Consider the following 16,364-nt stretch of genomic DNA (forward strand, 5'->3'; position numbering starts at 1 on the left):
GTTCAAATCCTGCTCCCGCAACCAACGTCAGAAAATATCAGTATAGCCCGTTCAGACTACAATTGATCACACGGTTCAATTGCTTAACCTCTTCACCTCGTCAGGCTCATAACCTGAAGGTCGCAGGTTCAAATCCTGCTCCCGCAACCAGCATCAGAAAATCTCAGTACAGCCCGTTCAGACTACAATTGATCACACGGTACAGTTGCTTAACCTCTTCACCTCGTCAGGCTCAAAACCTGAAGGTCAGAGGTTCAAATCCTACTCCCAAAACCAAATTCCAAACAACCCGTTCGATCTACAAACAGTTCACCAAACTGCTTGCTCCACGATCAATCCTCCTCAGCACCATAACCGGAAACTCACACGGGCAAATGTAGGCGTTGCATCTGCTCCTATGGTGCGGACTGATTTGGAGTGCGTTCCCGATAATGACAAGCTGAGCGCAACTTACCACAATGCCTCAAAGGTCTTTCTCTCGTAGTCGCTTTGGCTGTCCTCGTTATCTACCGTGTATGAGACTTGCACCGAAAGTATGCTTATTTCTGAACGTTCGAAACGCACCCATAGGTGCAATTTACCTCTTGGAAACCCGGCCTATCTGTCCTAAGTAGACCTGCGGAATAAAGCGTGCGATTCGTCGTGCGCTTTATTTTGTTTCGTCCAAGACGGTGGGTGGTGCCATGCGGCCCCTTAATTCCCTGCCTGAGACGGGTAAGACCAAAGAATTCTGAGGGTCACGATCCTCGGGCGAGTTTTGGCCCATCCCGTAACAACGGACCTGAACGCCGGAGCGTAAGCTGCGGCAAATATGAGCCGGGGTGAGATATCGCCCCTAACTTGGAGAGAACTGTGGATAGAGCCCAGAAAGAGAAAGTGGTCGAGGAACTCGGCCAAATCTTCGAAAGCTCTGGCGTCGTAGTGGTTTCGCACTACGCCGGTCTGACAGTTGCCGAGATGCAGGACCTTCGCGCACGTGCTCGTGACGCTGGTGGTGCCGTGCGTGTTGCCAAGAACAGGCTCGCCAAAATCGCCCTTGAGGGTAAGCCGTGTGAAAGCATGGCCGACCTGCTGACAGGGATGACCGTTCTGACCTATTCCGAGGACCCCGTGGCAGCAGCCAAGGTGGCCGAGGACTTCGCCAAGGATAACAAGAATTTTGAGATCCTCGGCGGTGCTATGGGCGAGAACGCTCTGGACCGCAAAGGCGTCGAAACAGTTTCGAAAATGCCGTCTCGTGAAGAGCTTATTGCTTCGATCGTTGGCTGCATTGGCGCACCTGCTTCGAACATCGCCGGCGCGATTGGCGCACCTGCAAGCAACATCGCAAGCATCCTTTCCACCATCGAAGAGAAGGCGGAAGCTGCGTAAGCGGTTGGCACTGAATGATCTGCGTAGGGAAATATCCCTGACGTTGGAACACACACTGTAAACGGAAAGAGCTGATAAAATGGCTGATCTGAAAGCACTCGCAGAAAGCATCGTGGGTCTGACCCTGCTGGAAGCACAAGAACTGAAAACCATCCTCAAAGACGAATACGGCATCGAGCCCGCAGCTGGCGGCGCCGTAATGGTTGCAGCTGGTGGCGACGCCGGTGGCGCTGCTGAGGAAGAAAAAACCGAATTCGACGTCGTTCTGAAGAACGCCGGCGCTTCGAAAATCAACGTGATCAAAGAAGTTCGCGGCATCACCGGTCTGGGCCTGAAAGAAGCCAAGGAACTGGTCGAAGCTGGCGGCAAGATCAAAGAAGGTGTGTCGAAAGACGAAGCCGAAGAAGTCAAAGGCAAGCTGGAAGCAGCTGGCGCCGAAGTCGAGCTGGCCTAAGCCAACCGACAGGTGCATCGCTGATGCGCCGCAAATTTTGGCTGGGCCCGGAGAAATCCGGGTCCAGCCGAACCTGTCTTAGAAAGGGCCTCATTATCTGGGGCGTTTTCTAAGACACGGTTTTCGGATCGGGAGGCCACCTTCGGGACGGTGGCCACGAATTGATCCGGACGTGTCGTCTCGAATGTGCAAGATGCCGGGGCCCGACGGTGTCTTTGCCCGCTGAGAACATCGAAAGGTGACATCTGACATGGCTCAAACGTTCCTTGGCCAGAAACGTCTTCGTAAATATTACGGCAAAATCCGCGAAGTGCTGGAGATGCCAAACCTCATTGAGGTCCAGAAATCTTCTTATGATCTTTTCCTGCGCTCCGGCGATGCAGAACAGCCCACAGACGGCGAAGGCATCAAAGGTGTGTTCCAGTCGGTTTTCCCGATCAAGGATTTCAACGAAACCTCCGTTCTGGAGTTCGTGAAATACGATCTGGAAAAACCCAAATACGACGTCGAAGAGTGCATGCAGCGCGATATGACCTACAGCGCGCCGCTGAAGGTCACCCTGCGTCTGATCGTGTTTGATGTCGATGAGGACACCGGCGCCAAATCGGTCAAAGACATCAAAGAACAGGACGTGTTCATGGGCGACATGCCCCTGATGACACCGAACGGGACGTTCATCGTGAACGGCACCGAGCGTGTGATCGTGTCCCAGATGCACCGCTCCCCCGGTGTGTTCTTCGACCACGACAAGGGCAAGACCCATTCCTCGGGCAAGCTGCTGTTTGCCTGCCGCATCATCCCGTATCGCGGCAGCTGGCTGGACTTTGAGTTCGACGCCAAGGACATCGTGTTCGCCCGTATCGACCGCCGCCGAAAGCTGCCTGTGACAACCCTGCTCTATGCGCTGGGTCTGGATCAGGAAGCGATCATGGACGCGTATTACAACACCGTGTCCTACAAACTGGATAAGAAGAAGGGTTGGGTCACACCGTTCTTCCCCGAGCGCGTGCGCGGCACCCGTCCGACTTACGATCTGGTTGACGCCAAATCTGGTGAAGTGATAGCCGAAGCGGGCAAAAAAGTCACTCCGCGCGCGGTCAAGAAACTGATCGACGAAGGCAGCGTCACCGACCTGTTGGTTCCCTTCGATAACATCGTCGGAAAGTACGTCGCCAAGGACATCATCAACGAAGAAAACGGCGCGATCTATGTCGAAGCCGGTGATGAGCTGACGCTGGAGTACGACAAGGACGGCGACCTGATCGGCGGCACCGTCAAGGACCTGATGGATGCAGGTATCACCGACATCCCGGTTCTGGACATCGACAACGTCAACGTAGGCCCCTACATGCGCAACACCATGGCTCAGGATAAGAACCTGAACCGTGAAAGCGCGCTGATGGACATCTACCGCGTTATGCGCCCGGGCGAGCCGCCCACCGTCGAAGCTGCGTCGGCCCTGTTCGACACCCTGTTCTTCGACAGCGAGCGTTATGATCTGTCCGCTGTTGGTCGCGTGAAGATGAACATGCGTCTGGCTCTGGACGCGCCGGACACCCTGCGCACCCTGCGCCGCGAAGACATCGTGGCTTGCATTAAGGCGCTGGTTGAGCTGCGCGATGGCAAAGGCGACGTGGACGATATCGACCACCTCGGCAACCGTCGTGTCCGTTCGGTCGGCGAACTGATGGAAAACCAATACCGCGTCGGTTTGCTGCGCATGGAGCGCGCGATCAAAGAGCGTATGTCGTCTGTCGAGATCGACACCGTCATGCCGCAAGACCTGATCAACGCGAAACCGGCTGCGGCTGCTGTCCGCGAATTCTTCGGCTCGTCGCAGCTGTCGCAGTTCATGGACCAGACCAACCCGCTGTCGGAAGTCACCCACAAACGCCGTCTCTCGGCGCTTGGTCCCGGTGGTCTGACACGTGAGCGTGCGGGCTTTGAGGTGCGCGACGTGCACCCGACCCACTATGGCCGGATGTGCCCGATTGAAACGCCGGAAGGTCCGAACATCGGTCTGATCAACTCGCTGGCCACCTTTGCCCGCGTGAACAAGTATGGCTTCATCGAAACACCGTACCGCGTCGTCAAAGACGCCGAGGTGACCGATGAGGTTCACTACATGTCCGCCACCGAGGAAATGCGTCACACCGTGGCGCAGGCGAACGCGACTCTGGATGCCGATGGCAAGTTCATCAACGATCTGGTGTCGACCCGTCAGGCCGGTGACTACACGCTTGCCCCGCGCGAGAATGTGGATCTGATCGACGTGTCGCCGAAACAGCTGGTATCAGTAGCTGCATCGCTGATCCCGTTCCTTGAAAATGACGACGCCAACCGCGCTCTGATGGGCTCGAACATGCAACGTCAGGCGGTTCCGCTGCTGCGCGCCGAGGCACCGCTGGTTGGTACCGGGATCGAGGAAAAGGTTGCCATCGACTCGGGTGCTGCGATCCAGGCGAAACGCGCCGGTATCATCGACCAGGTTGATGCCCAGCGTATCGTTATCCGCGCCACCGAAGATCTGGAACTGGGCGACGCTGGCGTTGACATCTATCGTCTGCGCAAATTCCAGCGTTCGAACCAGAACACCTGCATCAACCAGCGTCCGCTGATCAAGGTGGGTGACACCGTCCAGAAGGGCGAGGTTATTGCCGATGGTCCGTCGACCGATATGGGTGAACTGGCCCTTGGTAAGAACGTGGTCGTCGCGTTCATGCCTTGGAACGGCTACAACTATGAAGACTCAATCCTGATTTCGGAACGTATCGCGCGCGATGACGTCTTTACCTCGGTCCATATCGAGGAATTTGAAGTCGCCGCCCGAGACACCAAGTTGGGTCCGGAAGAGATCACTCGCGACATCCCGAACGTCGGTGAAGAAGCGCTGCGCAACCTCGACGAGGCGGGCATCGTTTACATCGGCGCGGATGTTGAGCCGGGCGATATTCTGGTCGGCAAGATCACTCCGAAGGGCGAAAGCCCGATGACCCCGGAAGAAAAGCTGCTGCGCGCCATCTTTGGTGAGAAGGCATCTGACGTGCGCGACACCTCGCTGCGCGTGAAGCCGGGCGATTACGGTACGGTCGTTGAGGTCCGCGTCTTCAACCGTCACGGCGTCGAGAAAGACGAGCGGGCGCTGCAGATCGAGCGTGAGGAAGTCGAACGCTTGGCCCGTGACCGGGACGACGAGTTGGCGATCCTTGACCGCAACATCTATGCGCGTCTACAAGGCCTGATCCTGGGTAAAACCGCTGTCAAAGGCCCGAAAGGCGTCAAGCCGGGCTCGGTGATCACCGAGGATCTGCTGGAAACGCTGACCCGTGGTCAGTGGTGGCAACTGGCGCTGGAAGGTGAGCAGGACGCTCAGATCGTTGAGGCTCTGAACGAGCAGTACGAAGTGCAAAAGCGCGCTCTGGATGCCCGTTTCGAGGACAAGGTCGAGAAAGTCCGCCGTGGCGACGACCTGCCGCCGGGTGTGATGAAGATGGTCAAAGTCTTCATTGCCGTGAAGCGCAAGCTGCAGCCGGGCGACAAGATGGCCGGTCGTCACGGGAACAAAGGTGTGATCTCCAAGGTTGTTCCGATGGAAGACATGCCGTTCCTGGCCGATGGTACTCCGGTAGACTTCTGTCTGAACCCGCTGGGCGTGCCTTCGCGTATGAACGTTGGTCAGATTCTTGAAACCCACATGGGTTGGGCCGCACGCGGTCTGGGTCTGAACATCGACGACGCTCTGGGTGAATATCGCCGGTCCGGCGACCTGACCCCGGTTCGCGAAGCGATGAAGCTGGCCTATGGCGAAGATGTCTACGAAGAAGGCATCACCGGTCTAGACGAGGATGGCCTGATCGAGGCTGCGGGCAACGTGACCCGCGGTGTTCCGATCGCAACCCCGGTCTTCGACGGTGCCAAGGAAGCAGACGTCAACGATGCGCTGGTGCGTGCCGGCTTCTCGGAAAGTGGTCAGTCGGTTCTGTTCGACGGTCGTACCGGTGAGCAATTCGCACGTCCGGTGACCGTGGGCATCAAGTACCTGCTGAAACTGCACCACCTGGTGGACGACAAGATCCACGCGCGTTCTACCGGGCCGTACAGCCTGGTTACCCAGCAGCCGTTGGGTGGTAAGGCGCAGTTCGGTGGTCAGCGCTTTGGTGAGATGGAAGTCTGGGCTCTGGAAGCTTACGGCGCCGCCTACACCCTGCAGGAGATGCTCACCGTGAAATCGGATGACGTCGCCGGCCGGACCAAGGTCTATGAGTCGATCGTCAAGGGCGAGGATAACTTCGAAGCGGGCGTACCGGAATCGTTCAACGTTCTGGTTAAAGAAGTCCGTGGTCTCGGCCTGAATATGGAACTCCTGGATGCGGAGGTTGAGGAGTAAGGGCCTTGCCCTTTCTCCCGTCCCCCCTTCCGCAAGATTTGAGGTAACAAATGAACCAGGAAATCACCAACAACCCGTTCAACCCGCTGACGCCCCCGAAAGTATTCGACGAGATCAAGGTCTCGCTGGCGTCGCCCGAGCGGATCCTGTCTTGGTCCTATGGCGAGATCAAGAAACCCGAAACCATCAACTACCGGACGTTCAAGCCCGAGCGTGACGGTCTGTTCTGCGCGCGTATCTTTGGCCCGATCAAAGATTACGAATGCCTGTGCGGCAAATATAAGCGGATGAAATATCGCGGCGTTGTCTGCGAGAAATGCGGTGTGGAAGTCACCCTGCAGAAAGTCCGCCGCGAGCGTATGGGCCACATCGAACTGGCCGCGCCTGTTGCACACATCTGGTTCCTGAAGTCGCTGCCGTCCCGCATCGGCCTGATGCTGGACATGACGCTGCGCGATCTGGAACGTGTTCTGTACTTTGAAAACTACGTCGTCATCGAGCCCGGTCTGACTGACTTGACCTACGGCCAGATGCTGACTGAAGAAGAGTACATGGACGCTCAGGATGCCTACGGCATGGACGCGTTCACCGCGAATATAGGTGCCGAAGCCATCCGTGAGATGCTGGCCCAGATCGATCTGGAAGCCGAAGCCGAGCAGCTGCGCGCTGATCTGGCCGAAGCAACCGGCGAGCTGAAGCCCAAGAAGATCATCAAGCGTCTGAAGGTTGTTGAATCCTTCCTCGAGTCGGGCAACCGGCCTGAGTGGATGGTGATGACCGTGATCCCGGTCATTCCACCGGAACTGCGTCCGCTGGTTCCGCTGGATGGTGGCCGTTTCGCGACCTCGGATCTGAACGATCTGTATCGCCGCGTCATCAACCGGAACAACCGTCTGAAGCGTCTGATCGAGCTGCGCGCACCTGATATCATCGTCCGTAACGAAAAGCGGATGCTGCAGGAATCCGTGGATGCTCTGTTCGACAATGGCCGTCGTGGCCGCGTGATCACCGGCGCCAACAAGCGTCCGCTGAAATCGCTGTCGGACATGCTGAAAGGTAAGCAGGGTCGCTTCCGTCAGAACCTTCTGGGTAAGCGCGTCGACTTCTCGGGCCGTTCGGTCATTGTGACCGGTCCGGAACTCAAGCTGCACCAGTGTGGTCTGCCCAAGAAGATGGCTCTGGAACTGTTCAAGCCGTTCATCTATTCGCGCCTTGAAGCCAAGGGTCTGTCTTCGACTGTTAAGCAGGCGAAGAAACTGGTCGAGAAAGAGCGTCCCGAAGTGTGGGATATCCTCGACGAGGTGATCCGCGAACACCCTGTCATGCTGAACCGCGCGCCGACGTTGCACCGTCTTGGCATTCAGGCGTTCGAGCCCGTTCTGATCGAAGGTAAAGCCATCCAGCTGCACCCGCTGGTCTGCTCGGCCTTTAACGCCGACTTCGACGGTGACCAGATGGCCGTTCACGTCCCGCTGAGCCTTGAGGCCCAGCTGGAAGCCCGTGTTCTGATGATGTCGACGAACAACGTTCTGTCGCCTGCAAACGGCGCACCGATCATTGTTCCGTCGCAGGATATGATCCTGGGTCTGTATTATGTGACCCTGGAACGCGAAGGCATGCCCGGCGAAGGCAAGGTCTTCGGTTCGATCGAAGAAGTTCAGCATGCGCTGGACGCGGGTGAAGTGCATCTGCACTCGAAAATCACCGCGCGGATCACGCAGATCGACGACGAAGGCAACGAAGTTCAAAAGCGCTATGAAACCACTCCGGGCCGTCTACGTCTGGGTGCGTTGCTGCCGATGAACAACAAAGCGCCGTTCGAGCTGGTCAACCGCCTGCTGCGGAAGAAAGAAGTGCAGCAGGTGATCGACACCGTCTACCGTTACTGCGGTCAGAAAGAGTCGGTCATCTTCTGTGACCAGATCATGTCGATGGGCTTCAAAGAAGCGTTCAAGGCGGGCATCTCGTTCGGTAAGGACGACATGGTCATCCCCGATGACAAGTGGGGCATCGTTGATGACACTCGCGGTCAGGTGAAGGACTTTGAACAGCAGTACATGGACGGCCTGATCACTCAGGGCGAAAAGTACAACAAAGTTGTCGATGCCTGGTCGAAGTGTAACGACCGCGTCACCGAGGCGATGATGAGCACCATCTCGGACGTTGCCAAAGCCGAAGACGGGTCGGATCAGGAACCGAACTCGGTCTACATGATGGCCCACTCTGGTGCGCGTGGCTCGGTTACTCAGATGAAACAGCTGGGCGGTATGCGCGGCCTGATGGCCAAGCCGAACGGTGACATCATCGAGACACCGATCATCTCGAACTTTAAGGAAGGTCTGACCGTTCTCGAGTACTTCAACTCGACCCACGGTGCCCGTAAGGGTCTGTCGGATACCGCTCTGAAGACGGCGAACTCGGGTTACCTGACCCGTCGTCTGGTGGATGTCGCTCAGGACTGCATCGTTCGTGAGATCGACTGTGGTACCGAGCGTGCGATCACTGCCGAAGCCGCCGTGAACGACGGCGAGGTTGTTGCCTCGCTGGCCGAACGCGTGCTGGGCCGTGTAGCTGCGGACGATGTTCTGCGTCCGGGTACCGATGAGGTGATTGTCGCTGCTGGTCAACTGATCGACGAACGCATGGCGGACACCATTGACGAAGCCGGTGTTGCTTCGATGCGCATCCGCTCGCCTCTGACCTGTGAGTCCGAGGAAGGCGTCTGCGCCACCTGCTACGGTCGTGACCTTGCACGTGGTACCATGGTGAACACAGGTGAGGCTGTCGGCATCATCGCCGCGCAGTCCATCGGTGAGCCCGGTACACAGCTTACCATGCGGACCTTCCACATCGGTGGTGTTGCGCAAGGTGGTCAGCAGTCGTTCCAGGAAGCTAGCCAGGAAGGTGTCGTTTCCTTCGAGAACCCGCAGATTCTGGTCAATGCCGCAGGCGAAAGCCTGGTCATGGGCCGGAACATGAAGCTGGTGATCAGCGATGAACACGGCGAAGAGCGTGCCAGCCACAAGCTGGGCTATGGCTCCAAGCTGTTCGTCAAGGACGGCACAAACGTGGCCCGTGGCGACAAGCTGTACGAATGGGACCCCTACACTCTGCCGATCATCGCCGAGAAGGCCGGTACTGCGAAATATGTCGACCTTGTTTCGGGCATCGCTGTCCGCGATGAGACCGACGATGCAACTGGTATGACCCAGAAGATCGTGATCGATTGGCGCGCTGCCCCCAAAGGTAGCGACCTCAAGCCCGAGATCATTCTGGTCGGCGAAGATGGCGAGCCGGTCCGCAACGATGCGGGCAACCCGGTTCACTATCCGATGTCGGTGGATGCGATACTGTCGGTCGAAGATGGTCAGCAGATCGAAGCCGGTGACGTTGTCGCGCGTATCCCGCGTGAAGGTGCTAAGACCAAGGACATCACCGGTGGTCTGCCGCGTGTGGCCGAACTGTTCGAAGCCCGCCGTCCGAAAGATCACGCGATCATCGCAGAAGCCGATGGTTACGTGCGCTTTGGCCGCGACTACAAGAACAAGCGCCGCATCAGCATCGAACCGGCTGACGAGTCGATGGAGACCATCGAGTACATGGTGCCCAAGGGCAAGCATATCCCGGTTGCCGAAGGGGACTTCATCCAGAAGGGTGAATACCTGATGGATGGTAACCCGGCTCCTCATGACATCCTGTCCATTATGGGCGTCGAAGCGCTGGCGGATTACATGATCGACGAAGTGCAGGACGTTTATCGTCTGCAGGGCGTGAAGATCAACGACAAGCACATCGAAGTCATCGTGCGCCAGATGCTGCAGAAGTGGGAGATCCTGGATTCAGGCGACACCACCCTGCTAAAAGGCGAGCATGTCGACAAACAGGAGTACGACGCAGCCAACGAGAAAACCATCTCGCGCGGCGGTCGTCCGGCGCAGGGCGAGCCGATCCTCTTGGGGATCACCAAAGCCTCGCTGCAGACGCGTTCGTTCATCTCGGCGGCGTCGTTCCAGGAAACCACCCGCGTGCTGACCGAAGCTTCGGTTCAAGGCAAGAAAGACAAGCTGGTTGGCCTGAAAGAGAACGTCATCGTTGGTCGCCTGATCCCCGCCGGTACCGGTGGGGCCACTCAGGCCGTGCGCCACATCGCGCAGTCGCGTGACAACGTGGTTATCGAAGCCCGCCGGGAAGAGGCCGAAGCGGCCGCTGCTTTGGCCGCTCCGACATTCGACGACGATATGGTCGGTGATGAGCTGGACGTTCTGGTGGAAACACCGGAAAGCCGCGAATAAGCACCGCAGCATAAAACAAATGAGGCCCTGCAAAATTGCGGGGCCTTTTTTATTTAGCCCGCGGCGTACCGTTTTAATCGTTCCTCCAGCGTACCGCTGTGCAGTTCAAACATATGGTTGTCGTAGTCACAAAAATAGATTGATTGCCCTTCCCCGGGTACGCGGGATCGACCCTCCCGGATTTCAAGGCCCAGCGACCGGATGCGTTGCAACCTGTCGTCATATTCATCTACGCTCATCTTGAACGCGACGTGATTGTAGGTTTTTTCGGACAGCGGATCGCCCTCCATAATCGCGACCCAAACACCCCCGATATCGAAAAACCGCTCTTTTGAAAGCGAGAAAGTCCGATCGCCGCTGTCGTAGATTTTTTTGGCATCCAGAATTGTTGTCAGTACCTCTTCCATCTTGTCCAGATTTCGGGTGATGAAGGTAATATGGCTCAGGCCCTCAATCACAGTGCACCTCTTCAGTTTGACCGGACTTCAAAATAACAATGTACCGGTCAAAGTCAGCCTCTAGGTCCATCCTGACTCACCTGCGATGGCTGATTATCCATTGCAGAGTTGACATTGGGTTTGCCTGATTGGCCAATGGGCACATTGTAGTGGGATCGGGCGAAACCAGAATGACACCAAATCTAAGGGGCGCCTTGCTGATGATGGGCAGCATGGCTGCCTTTACCGTCAACGATACGCTCGTGAAGGTGGTGGGGCAGGATATGCCGCTGTTCCAGTTGGTCGCCACACGAGGGGCGTTGGCAACGATTCTCGTGTTCTTTCTTGCACGCCATCTTGGGGCGCTTCATTTGGATTTTTCCCGCCACGATAAGTGGTTGGTTGTGTTTCGATGCCTTGCCGAATTGTCGGCGACATTCTTCTTCCTGACTGCGTTAATGCACATGCCGTTGGCCAATGTAACGGCGGTGTTGCAAGCGTTACCCTTGACTGTGACCCTGGGCGCTGCGTTGTTTTTTCAGGAAAAAATCGGGTGGCGGAGGATTGTCGCGATTGCAATGGGATTTGTTGGAATGTTGCTGATCGTTCGGCCCGGCCCGGATGGCTTCAGCATTTACGCCATTTATGCACTGATTGCGGTTGCATCGGTTACGGCCCGTGATCTTATCACGCGACGCATGTCCGCAGAAGTGCCATCCATGGTTGTGACGTTGGCAACATCGGTTTCTATCACCTCTGTTGCTGCAATCGTGTCAGTTTTCGAGGGGTGGGTGCCGGTTTCGACCGCATCAGGTGCGATGGTCGCCAGTGCCGCGGTCTTTGTTTTGATGGGGTATCTGTTCAGCGTCATGGTGATGCGCGTGGGGGAGGTCGGTTTTATTGCGCCATTCCGCTATTCCAGTCTGCTTTGGGCGCTGGGGCTTGGATGGGCAGTATTTGGGGACTGGCCCGATTCGATTACCCTGTTTGGCGCGGTATTGGTCGTCGGGGCAGGGATGTTCACACTGTTCCGCGAACGATCGCGTCAGGCGGAGGACTGATGTAACCGCGCGAACCGCGGATTTATCGCGAAACGTGTGGCAAATTCGGATTCGATCTCCGGTGTTATCGGAGCAAGTTGCGCCTTCTGTTTCCCTGCGCGTGGCGAGTCGTTGAAATTGTTCAGTGACCTGATCCACATCGGGTGATCGGGATAGCTGATAACCGGCATGAAACGTCCGATCCGGTTATGGGTGAAGCTTATGATTGTGTGAGTGCATCCGCCCGAGACCAGCATGCCCAGTCCAACCCCGAGCAAAGACTTGTAGACCTGCGCTGCCTGTGTGCCTGCGGGTCTAAAACTGGCCTGATACCCGTTGTTGAAATCTATCCCGATCGCTTGATTTTTCTTGATCAAACCTGCGCCGTCATCTGCGGCTTCTCGGAGTTTTTCCACGAAATCTATGGAAACGCTGTCGTCATCGTCATGACGGAATTGAAGACAAGGCCGGTCTGGATGCGAGCGCGCGATTTGAAGGATTTGTTTCATGACTTGCCGGTGTTTCTGATCTGGATCGACTGCTCTTTGGATGATCTGAACCTGCTTGATGTCAGTGGTTAGATCTTTGAGCCGGTCAAACGCCGCCTTCGGAAGACACTCTCCGACGGCGATCAGAAGCTGGAAATCCTCATCGGTTTGTGCGCGAAAGCTGGGCAAGGTTAGGGATTCAAACAGGCGAAACCGCTCTTCCAGACGGGTAGGGTGGTATAAATGGCGCCGCCGCTCTTCGACCGTGTCGTGTTCGATTTGGAAATCGCCGAGGGCAGGGAATGAAAATCGGCACAGGCCAATGACTTGCATGGATCATCCAATGGATAGCGGGACGCGCCCACTATGCACGCGGTAGGTATAAGCCGCAATGCGGGCGAACAGTGGAATTCCCAGCCCAATCCTGATAAATGGCTGATATCTTGATGTGCCACACGCCTTTGTTGCATGGCTGTTGACACTCGGGCCGACTCCCCCTATTACGCGCGACATCTCGGTACCGGGGGCCGCCCCGTAACCGATTTCAGTAATGAACTGGTCAAGGCCCGGACACTTTTATCGTTCGCGCCCTCTGATAACAAACCGCGACGTTCACCTCGGAATGGGAACGCTCGCGGGTTTTGCGCTTGTGGACGCATAAGTGCAGCGAATTTAACCGCACGCTGCCGCGTGCATGTCATGTGTGTTGCAAAACGGGGAAGAAACCGGAATGCCAACTATTCAACAGCTGATCCGCAAACCGCGGCAGCCCAAAGTAAAACGCTCGAAGTCCATGCACCTGGAGCAGTGCCCGCAGAAACGCGGCGTCTGCACCCGCGTGTACACCACCACACCGAAAAAGCCGAACTCGGCGATGCGTAAGGTTGCCAAGGTGCGCCTGACCAACGGGTTCGAGGTCATCTCGTACATCCCCGGTGAAAGCCACAACCTGCAGGAACACTCGGTTGTTCTGATCCGTGGCGGCCGTGTGAAAGACCTTCCCGGTGTGCGTTACCACATTCTGCGCGGTGTTCTGGATACTCAGGGCGTCAAAGATCGTAAGCAGCGTCGTTCGAAATACGGCGCGAAGCGTCCCAAGTAAGAAGGAGAGGCTGATATGTCACGTCGTCACGCCGCCGAAAAACGCGAAGTCCTGCCTGACGCCAAATTTGGCGACAAGGTACTGACCAAGTTCATGAACAACCTGATGATCGACGGCAAGAAGTCGGTCGCAGAGCGCATCGTTTACAACGCATTTGATCGCGTTGAGAACAAGGTGAAGCGCGCACCTGTCGAAGTGTTCCACGAAGCGCTCGACAACATCAAACCGTCGGTCGAGGTTCGCTCGCGCCGGGTTGGTGGTGCAACTTATCAGGTTCCGGTCGAAGTGCGCCCCGAGCGCCGCGAAGCACTGGCCATCCGTTGGCTGATCACTGCTGCGCGCGGCCGCAACGAAAACACCATGGAAGAGCGCCTTGCAGGCGAGCTGCTGGACGCCGTTCAGTCCCGCGGTACTGCCGTCAAGAAACGCGAAGACACCCACAAGATGGCCGAGGCGAACAAAGCCTTCAGCCATTATCGTTGGTAATCCGAGAGGCTTAGACCAATGGCACGCGAATATCCGCTCGAACTGTACCGTAACTTCGGTATCATGGCGCACATCGACGCAGGTAAGACCACCTGCTCGGAGCGTATCCTGTATTACACTGGTAAATCCCACAACATCGGTGAGGTGCACGATGGTGCAGCCACCATGGACTGGATGGAGCAGGAGCAGGAACGCGGCATCACCATCACTTCGGCTGCGACCACCACTTTCTGGGAACGCACCGAGGACGGTCAGACCGCAGAAACTCCTAAGCACCGCCTGAACATCATCGACACCCCCGGCCACGTTGACTTCACCATCGAAGTTGAGCGTTCGCTGGCGGTTCTCGACGGTGCCGTCTGCGTTCTGGACGCAAACGCCGGTGTTGAGCCCCAGACCGAAACCGTGTGGCGTCAGGCTGACCGCTACAAGGTTCCGCGTATGGTTTTCGTCAACAAGATGGACAAGATCGGCGCTGACTTCTTCAACTGCGTCAACATGATCGAAGACCGCACCGGCGCACGCGCTGTTCCGGTTGGTATTCCGATCGGCGCCGAGTCCGAGCTGGAAGGCCTGATCGACCTGGTCACCATGGAAGAGTGGCTGTGGCAGGGCGAAGATCTGGGCGCAAGCTGGATCAAAGCTCCGATCCGCGACAGCCTGAAAGACATGGCTGACGAATGGCGCGGCAAGATGATCGAAGCGGCCGTCGAAATGGACGACGACGCGATGATGGAATACCTGGAAGGCAATGAGCCCGACGTTCCGACCCTGCGCGCCCTGCTGCGCAAAGGTACGCTGGAAATCGCGTTCGTTCCGGTTCTGGGTGGGTCTGCGTTCAAGAACAAAGGCGTTCAGCCTCTGCTCAACGCTGTGATCGACTATCTGCCCAGCCCGCTGGACGTTGTTGATTACATGGGCTTCAAACCCGGTGACGAGGAAGAAGTTCGTGACATCGCGCGTCGTGCAGACGACGACATGGCCTTCTCGGGTCTGGCGTTCAAAATCATGAACGACCCCTTTGTTGGCTCGCTGACCTTTACCCGGATCTACTCGGGCACCATGAACAAGGGCGACTCGATCCTGAACTCGACCAAAGGTAAGAAAGAGCGCATCGGTCGTATGATGATGATGCACTCGAACAACCGGGAAGAGATCGAAGAAGCGTTTGCAGGCGACATCATCGCGCTGGCGGGTCTGAAAGACACCACCACCGGTGACACCCTGTGTGACGCGAAGGATCCGGTGGTTCTGGAAACCATGACCTTCCCTGATCCGGTGATCGAGATCGCGGTTGAGCCCAAAACCAAGGGCGACCAAGAGAAGATGTCTCAGGGTCTGGCCCGTCTGGCCGCCGAGGACCCGTCCTTCCGTGTGGAAACCGACCTGGAATCGGGTCAGACCATCATGAAGGGCATGGGCGAACTTCATCTGGACATCCTGGTTGACCGTCTGAAGCGCGAGTTCAAGGTCGAGGCGAACATCGGTGCACCGCAGGTGGCATACCGTGAAACCATCTCGATGCCGGTTGAGCACACTTACACCCACAAGAAACAGTCGGGTGGTTCGGGTCAGTTCGCGGAAGTCAAGCTGGAGATCCAGCCCACTGAAGCAGGCGAAGGCTATTCGTTCGAAAGCCGCATCGTTGGTGGTGCCGTTCCGAAGGAATACATCCCCGGTGTTGAAAAAGGCATCAACTCGGTCATGGATAGCGGCCCGCTGGCTGGCTTCCCCGTGATCGACTTCAAGGTTGCCCTGCTGGACGGTAAGTTCCACGACGTTGACTCGAGCGTTCTGGCGTTCGAAATCGCATCGCGGATGTGTATGCGTGAAGGTATGCGCAAAGCTGGCGCGAAACTGCTGGAACCGATCATGAAGGTCGAAGTGATCACGCCGGAAGAATACACCGGCGGTATCATCGGCGACCTGACCTCGCGTCGTGGCCAGGTGTCTGGTCAGGAACCGCGCGGCAACGCGATCGCAATCGACGCGTTCGTTCCGCTGGCGAACATGTTCGGCTACATCAACACTCTGCGTTCGATGTCGTCGGGCCGTGCCCAGTTCACCATGCAGTTCGACCATTACGATCCGGTTCCGCAGAACATCTCGGACGAGATCCAGGCGAAATACGCATAAGCGAAGATTTGAGGGAGTCCGGATCACGGGCTCCCTTCATTACCGAAAAAGGAGGCCATCATGGCAAAGGAAAAGTTTGAGCGTAATAAGCCGCACGTCAACATTGGTACGATTGGCCACGTTGACCACGGCAAGACCACGCTGACGGCAGCAATCACCAAGTATTTCGGT

At 56.9% G+C, this 16,364-nt stretch carries 11 protein-coding genes; 9 read left to right on the forward strand and 2 right to left on the reverse strand.

Annotated elements, in window-relative coordinates:
- Nucleotides 1–852: 852 nt before the first annotated feature.
- From rplJ to rpoC, 4 genes are all read left to right on the forward strand, one after another.
- Nucleotides 853–1,371, forward strand: a complete 519-nt coding sequence (gene rplJ, locus ACR0IU_RS22100; protein WP_010441181.1) for a 50S ribosomal protein L10 — start codon at nucleotides 853–855, stop codon at nucleotides 1,369–1,371.
- Between the two features lie 79 nt (nucleotides 1,372–1,450).
- Nucleotides 1,451–1,825, forward strand: coding sequence for a 50S ribosomal protein L7/L12 (gene rplL, locus ACR0IU_RS22105; protein ID WP_010441182.1), 375 nt, complete (start codon nucleotides 1,451–1,453; stop codon nucleotides 1,823–1,825).
- 250 nt (nucleotides 1,826–2,075) lie between these two features.
- Nucleotides 2,076–6,212, forward strand: coding sequence for a DNA-directed RNA polymerase subunit beta (rpoB, locus tag ACR0IU_RS22110; RefSeq protein ID WP_480717773.1), 4,137 nt, complete (start codon nucleotides 2,076–2,078; stop codon nucleotides 6,210–6,212).
- Nucleotides 6,213–6,262: 50 nt separating this feature from the next.
- Nucleotides 6,263–10,504, forward strand: a complete 4,242-nt coding sequence (rpoC, locus tag ACR0IU_RS22115; RefSeq protein ID WP_480717774.1) for a DNA-directed RNA polymerase subunit beta' — start codon at nucleotides 6,263–6,265, stop codon at nucleotides 10,502–10,504.
- Nucleotides 10,505–10,557: 53 nt separating this feature from the next.
- On the opposite strand, the gene fosX is transcribed toward rpoC, so the two are convergent.
- Nucleotides 10,558–10,962 (reverse strand): FosX/FosE/FosI family fosfomycin resistance hydrolase, encoded by a 405-nt coding sequence (gene fosX / locus ACR0IU_RS22120; protein WP_480717775.1) that lies wholly within the window; start codon nucleotides 10,960–10,962, stop codon nucleotides 10,558–10,560.
- Between the two features lie 170 nt (nucleotides 10,963–11,132).
- Between fosX and ACR0IU_RS22125 the strand changes: the two genes are divergently transcribed.
- On the forward strand, nucleotides 11,133–12,002 hold the full coding sequence (locus ACR0IU_RS22125; protein ID WP_480717776.1) for a DMT family transporter: 870 nt from the start codon (nucleotides 11,133–11,135) through the stop codon (nucleotides 12,000–12,002).
- Here the strand turns inward: ACR0IU_RS22125 and ACR0IU_RS22130 are convergent.
- Entirely contained in the window at nucleotides 11,987–12,802 is an 816-nt protein-coding gene (locus tag ACR0IU_RS22130; protein ID WP_480717777.1) for a putative rhamnosyl transferase, read from the reverse strand. The two genes, ACR0IU_RS22125 and ACR0IU_RS22130, sit on opposite strands and share 16 nt — an antisense overlap.
- Nucleotides 12,803–13,199: 397 nt before the next feature.
- Between ACR0IU_RS22130 and rpsL the strand changes: the two genes are divergently transcribed.
- The 4 genes from rpsL to ACR0IU_RS22150 form a co-directional block, all read left to right on the forward strand.
- Nucleotides 13,200–13,571 carry a 30S ribosomal protein S12 gene (gene rpsL, locus ACR0IU_RS22135; RefSeq protein WP_005621086.1) on the forward strand — a complete coding sequence of 124 codons (372 nt, stop codon included), beginning with the start codon at nucleotides 13,200–13,202 and terminating at the stop codon, nucleotides 13,569–13,571.
- Between the two features lie 15 nt (nucleotides 13,572–13,586).
- A complete protein-coding gene (gene rpsG / locus ACR0IU_RS22140; RefSeq protein ID WP_010441203.1) occupies nucleotides 13,587–14,057 on the forward strand; it encodes a 30S ribosomal protein S7 in 471 nt (156 codons plus the stop codon).
- Nucleotides 14,058–14,075: 18 nt separating this feature from the next.
- Entirely contained in the window at nucleotides 14,076–16,193 is a 2,118-nt protein-coding gene (gene fusA / locus ACR0IU_RS22145; protein ID WP_170328783.1) for an elongation factor G, read from the forward strand.
- Between the two features lie 60 nt (nucleotides 16,194–16,253).
- Nucleotides 16,254–16,364: GTP-binding protein (locus tag ACR0IU_RS22150; RefSeq protein WP_170611170.1), on the forward strand; the 111-nt coding region annotated here is incomplete at its 3' end.

This window comes from Ruegeria sp. CL5 (genome assembly GCF_056536485.1).

What these genes read in the sequence shown, in the direction of transcription:
- rplL (WP_010441182.1), top strand. Translation starts at nt 1,451, where the DNA reads ATGGCTGATCTGAAAGCACTCGCAGAAAGCATCGTGGGTCTGACCCTG.
- rpoB (WP_480717773.1), top strand. Translation starts at nt 2,076, where the DNA reads ATGGCTCAAACGTTCCTTGGCCAGAAACGTCTTCGTAAATATTACGGC.
- rpoC (WP_480717774.1), top strand. Translation starts at nt 6,263, where the DNA reads ATGAACCAGGAAATCACCAACAACCCGTTCAACCCGCTGACGCCCCCG.
- ACR0IU_RS22125 (WP_480717776.1), top strand. Translation starts at nt 11,133, where the DNA reads ATGACACCAAATCTAAGGGGCGCCTTGCTGATGATGGGCAGCATGGCT.
- ACR0IU_RS22130 (WP_480717777.1), bottom strand. Translation starts at nt 12,802, where the DNA reads ATGCAAGTCATTGGCCTGTGCCGATTTTCATTCCCTGCCCTCGGCGAT.
- rpsL (WP_005621086.1), top strand. Translation starts at nt 13,200, where the DNA reads ATGCCAACTATTCAACAGCTGATCCGCAAACCGCGGCAGCCCAAAGTA.
- rpsG (WP_010441203.1), top strand. Translation starts at nt 13,587, where the DNA reads ATGTCACGTCGTCACGCCGCCGAAAAACGCGAAGTCCTGCCTGACGCC.
- fusA (WP_170328783.1), top strand. Translation starts at nt 14,076, where the DNA reads ATGGCACGCGAATATCCGCTCGAACTGTACCGTAACTTCGGTATCATG.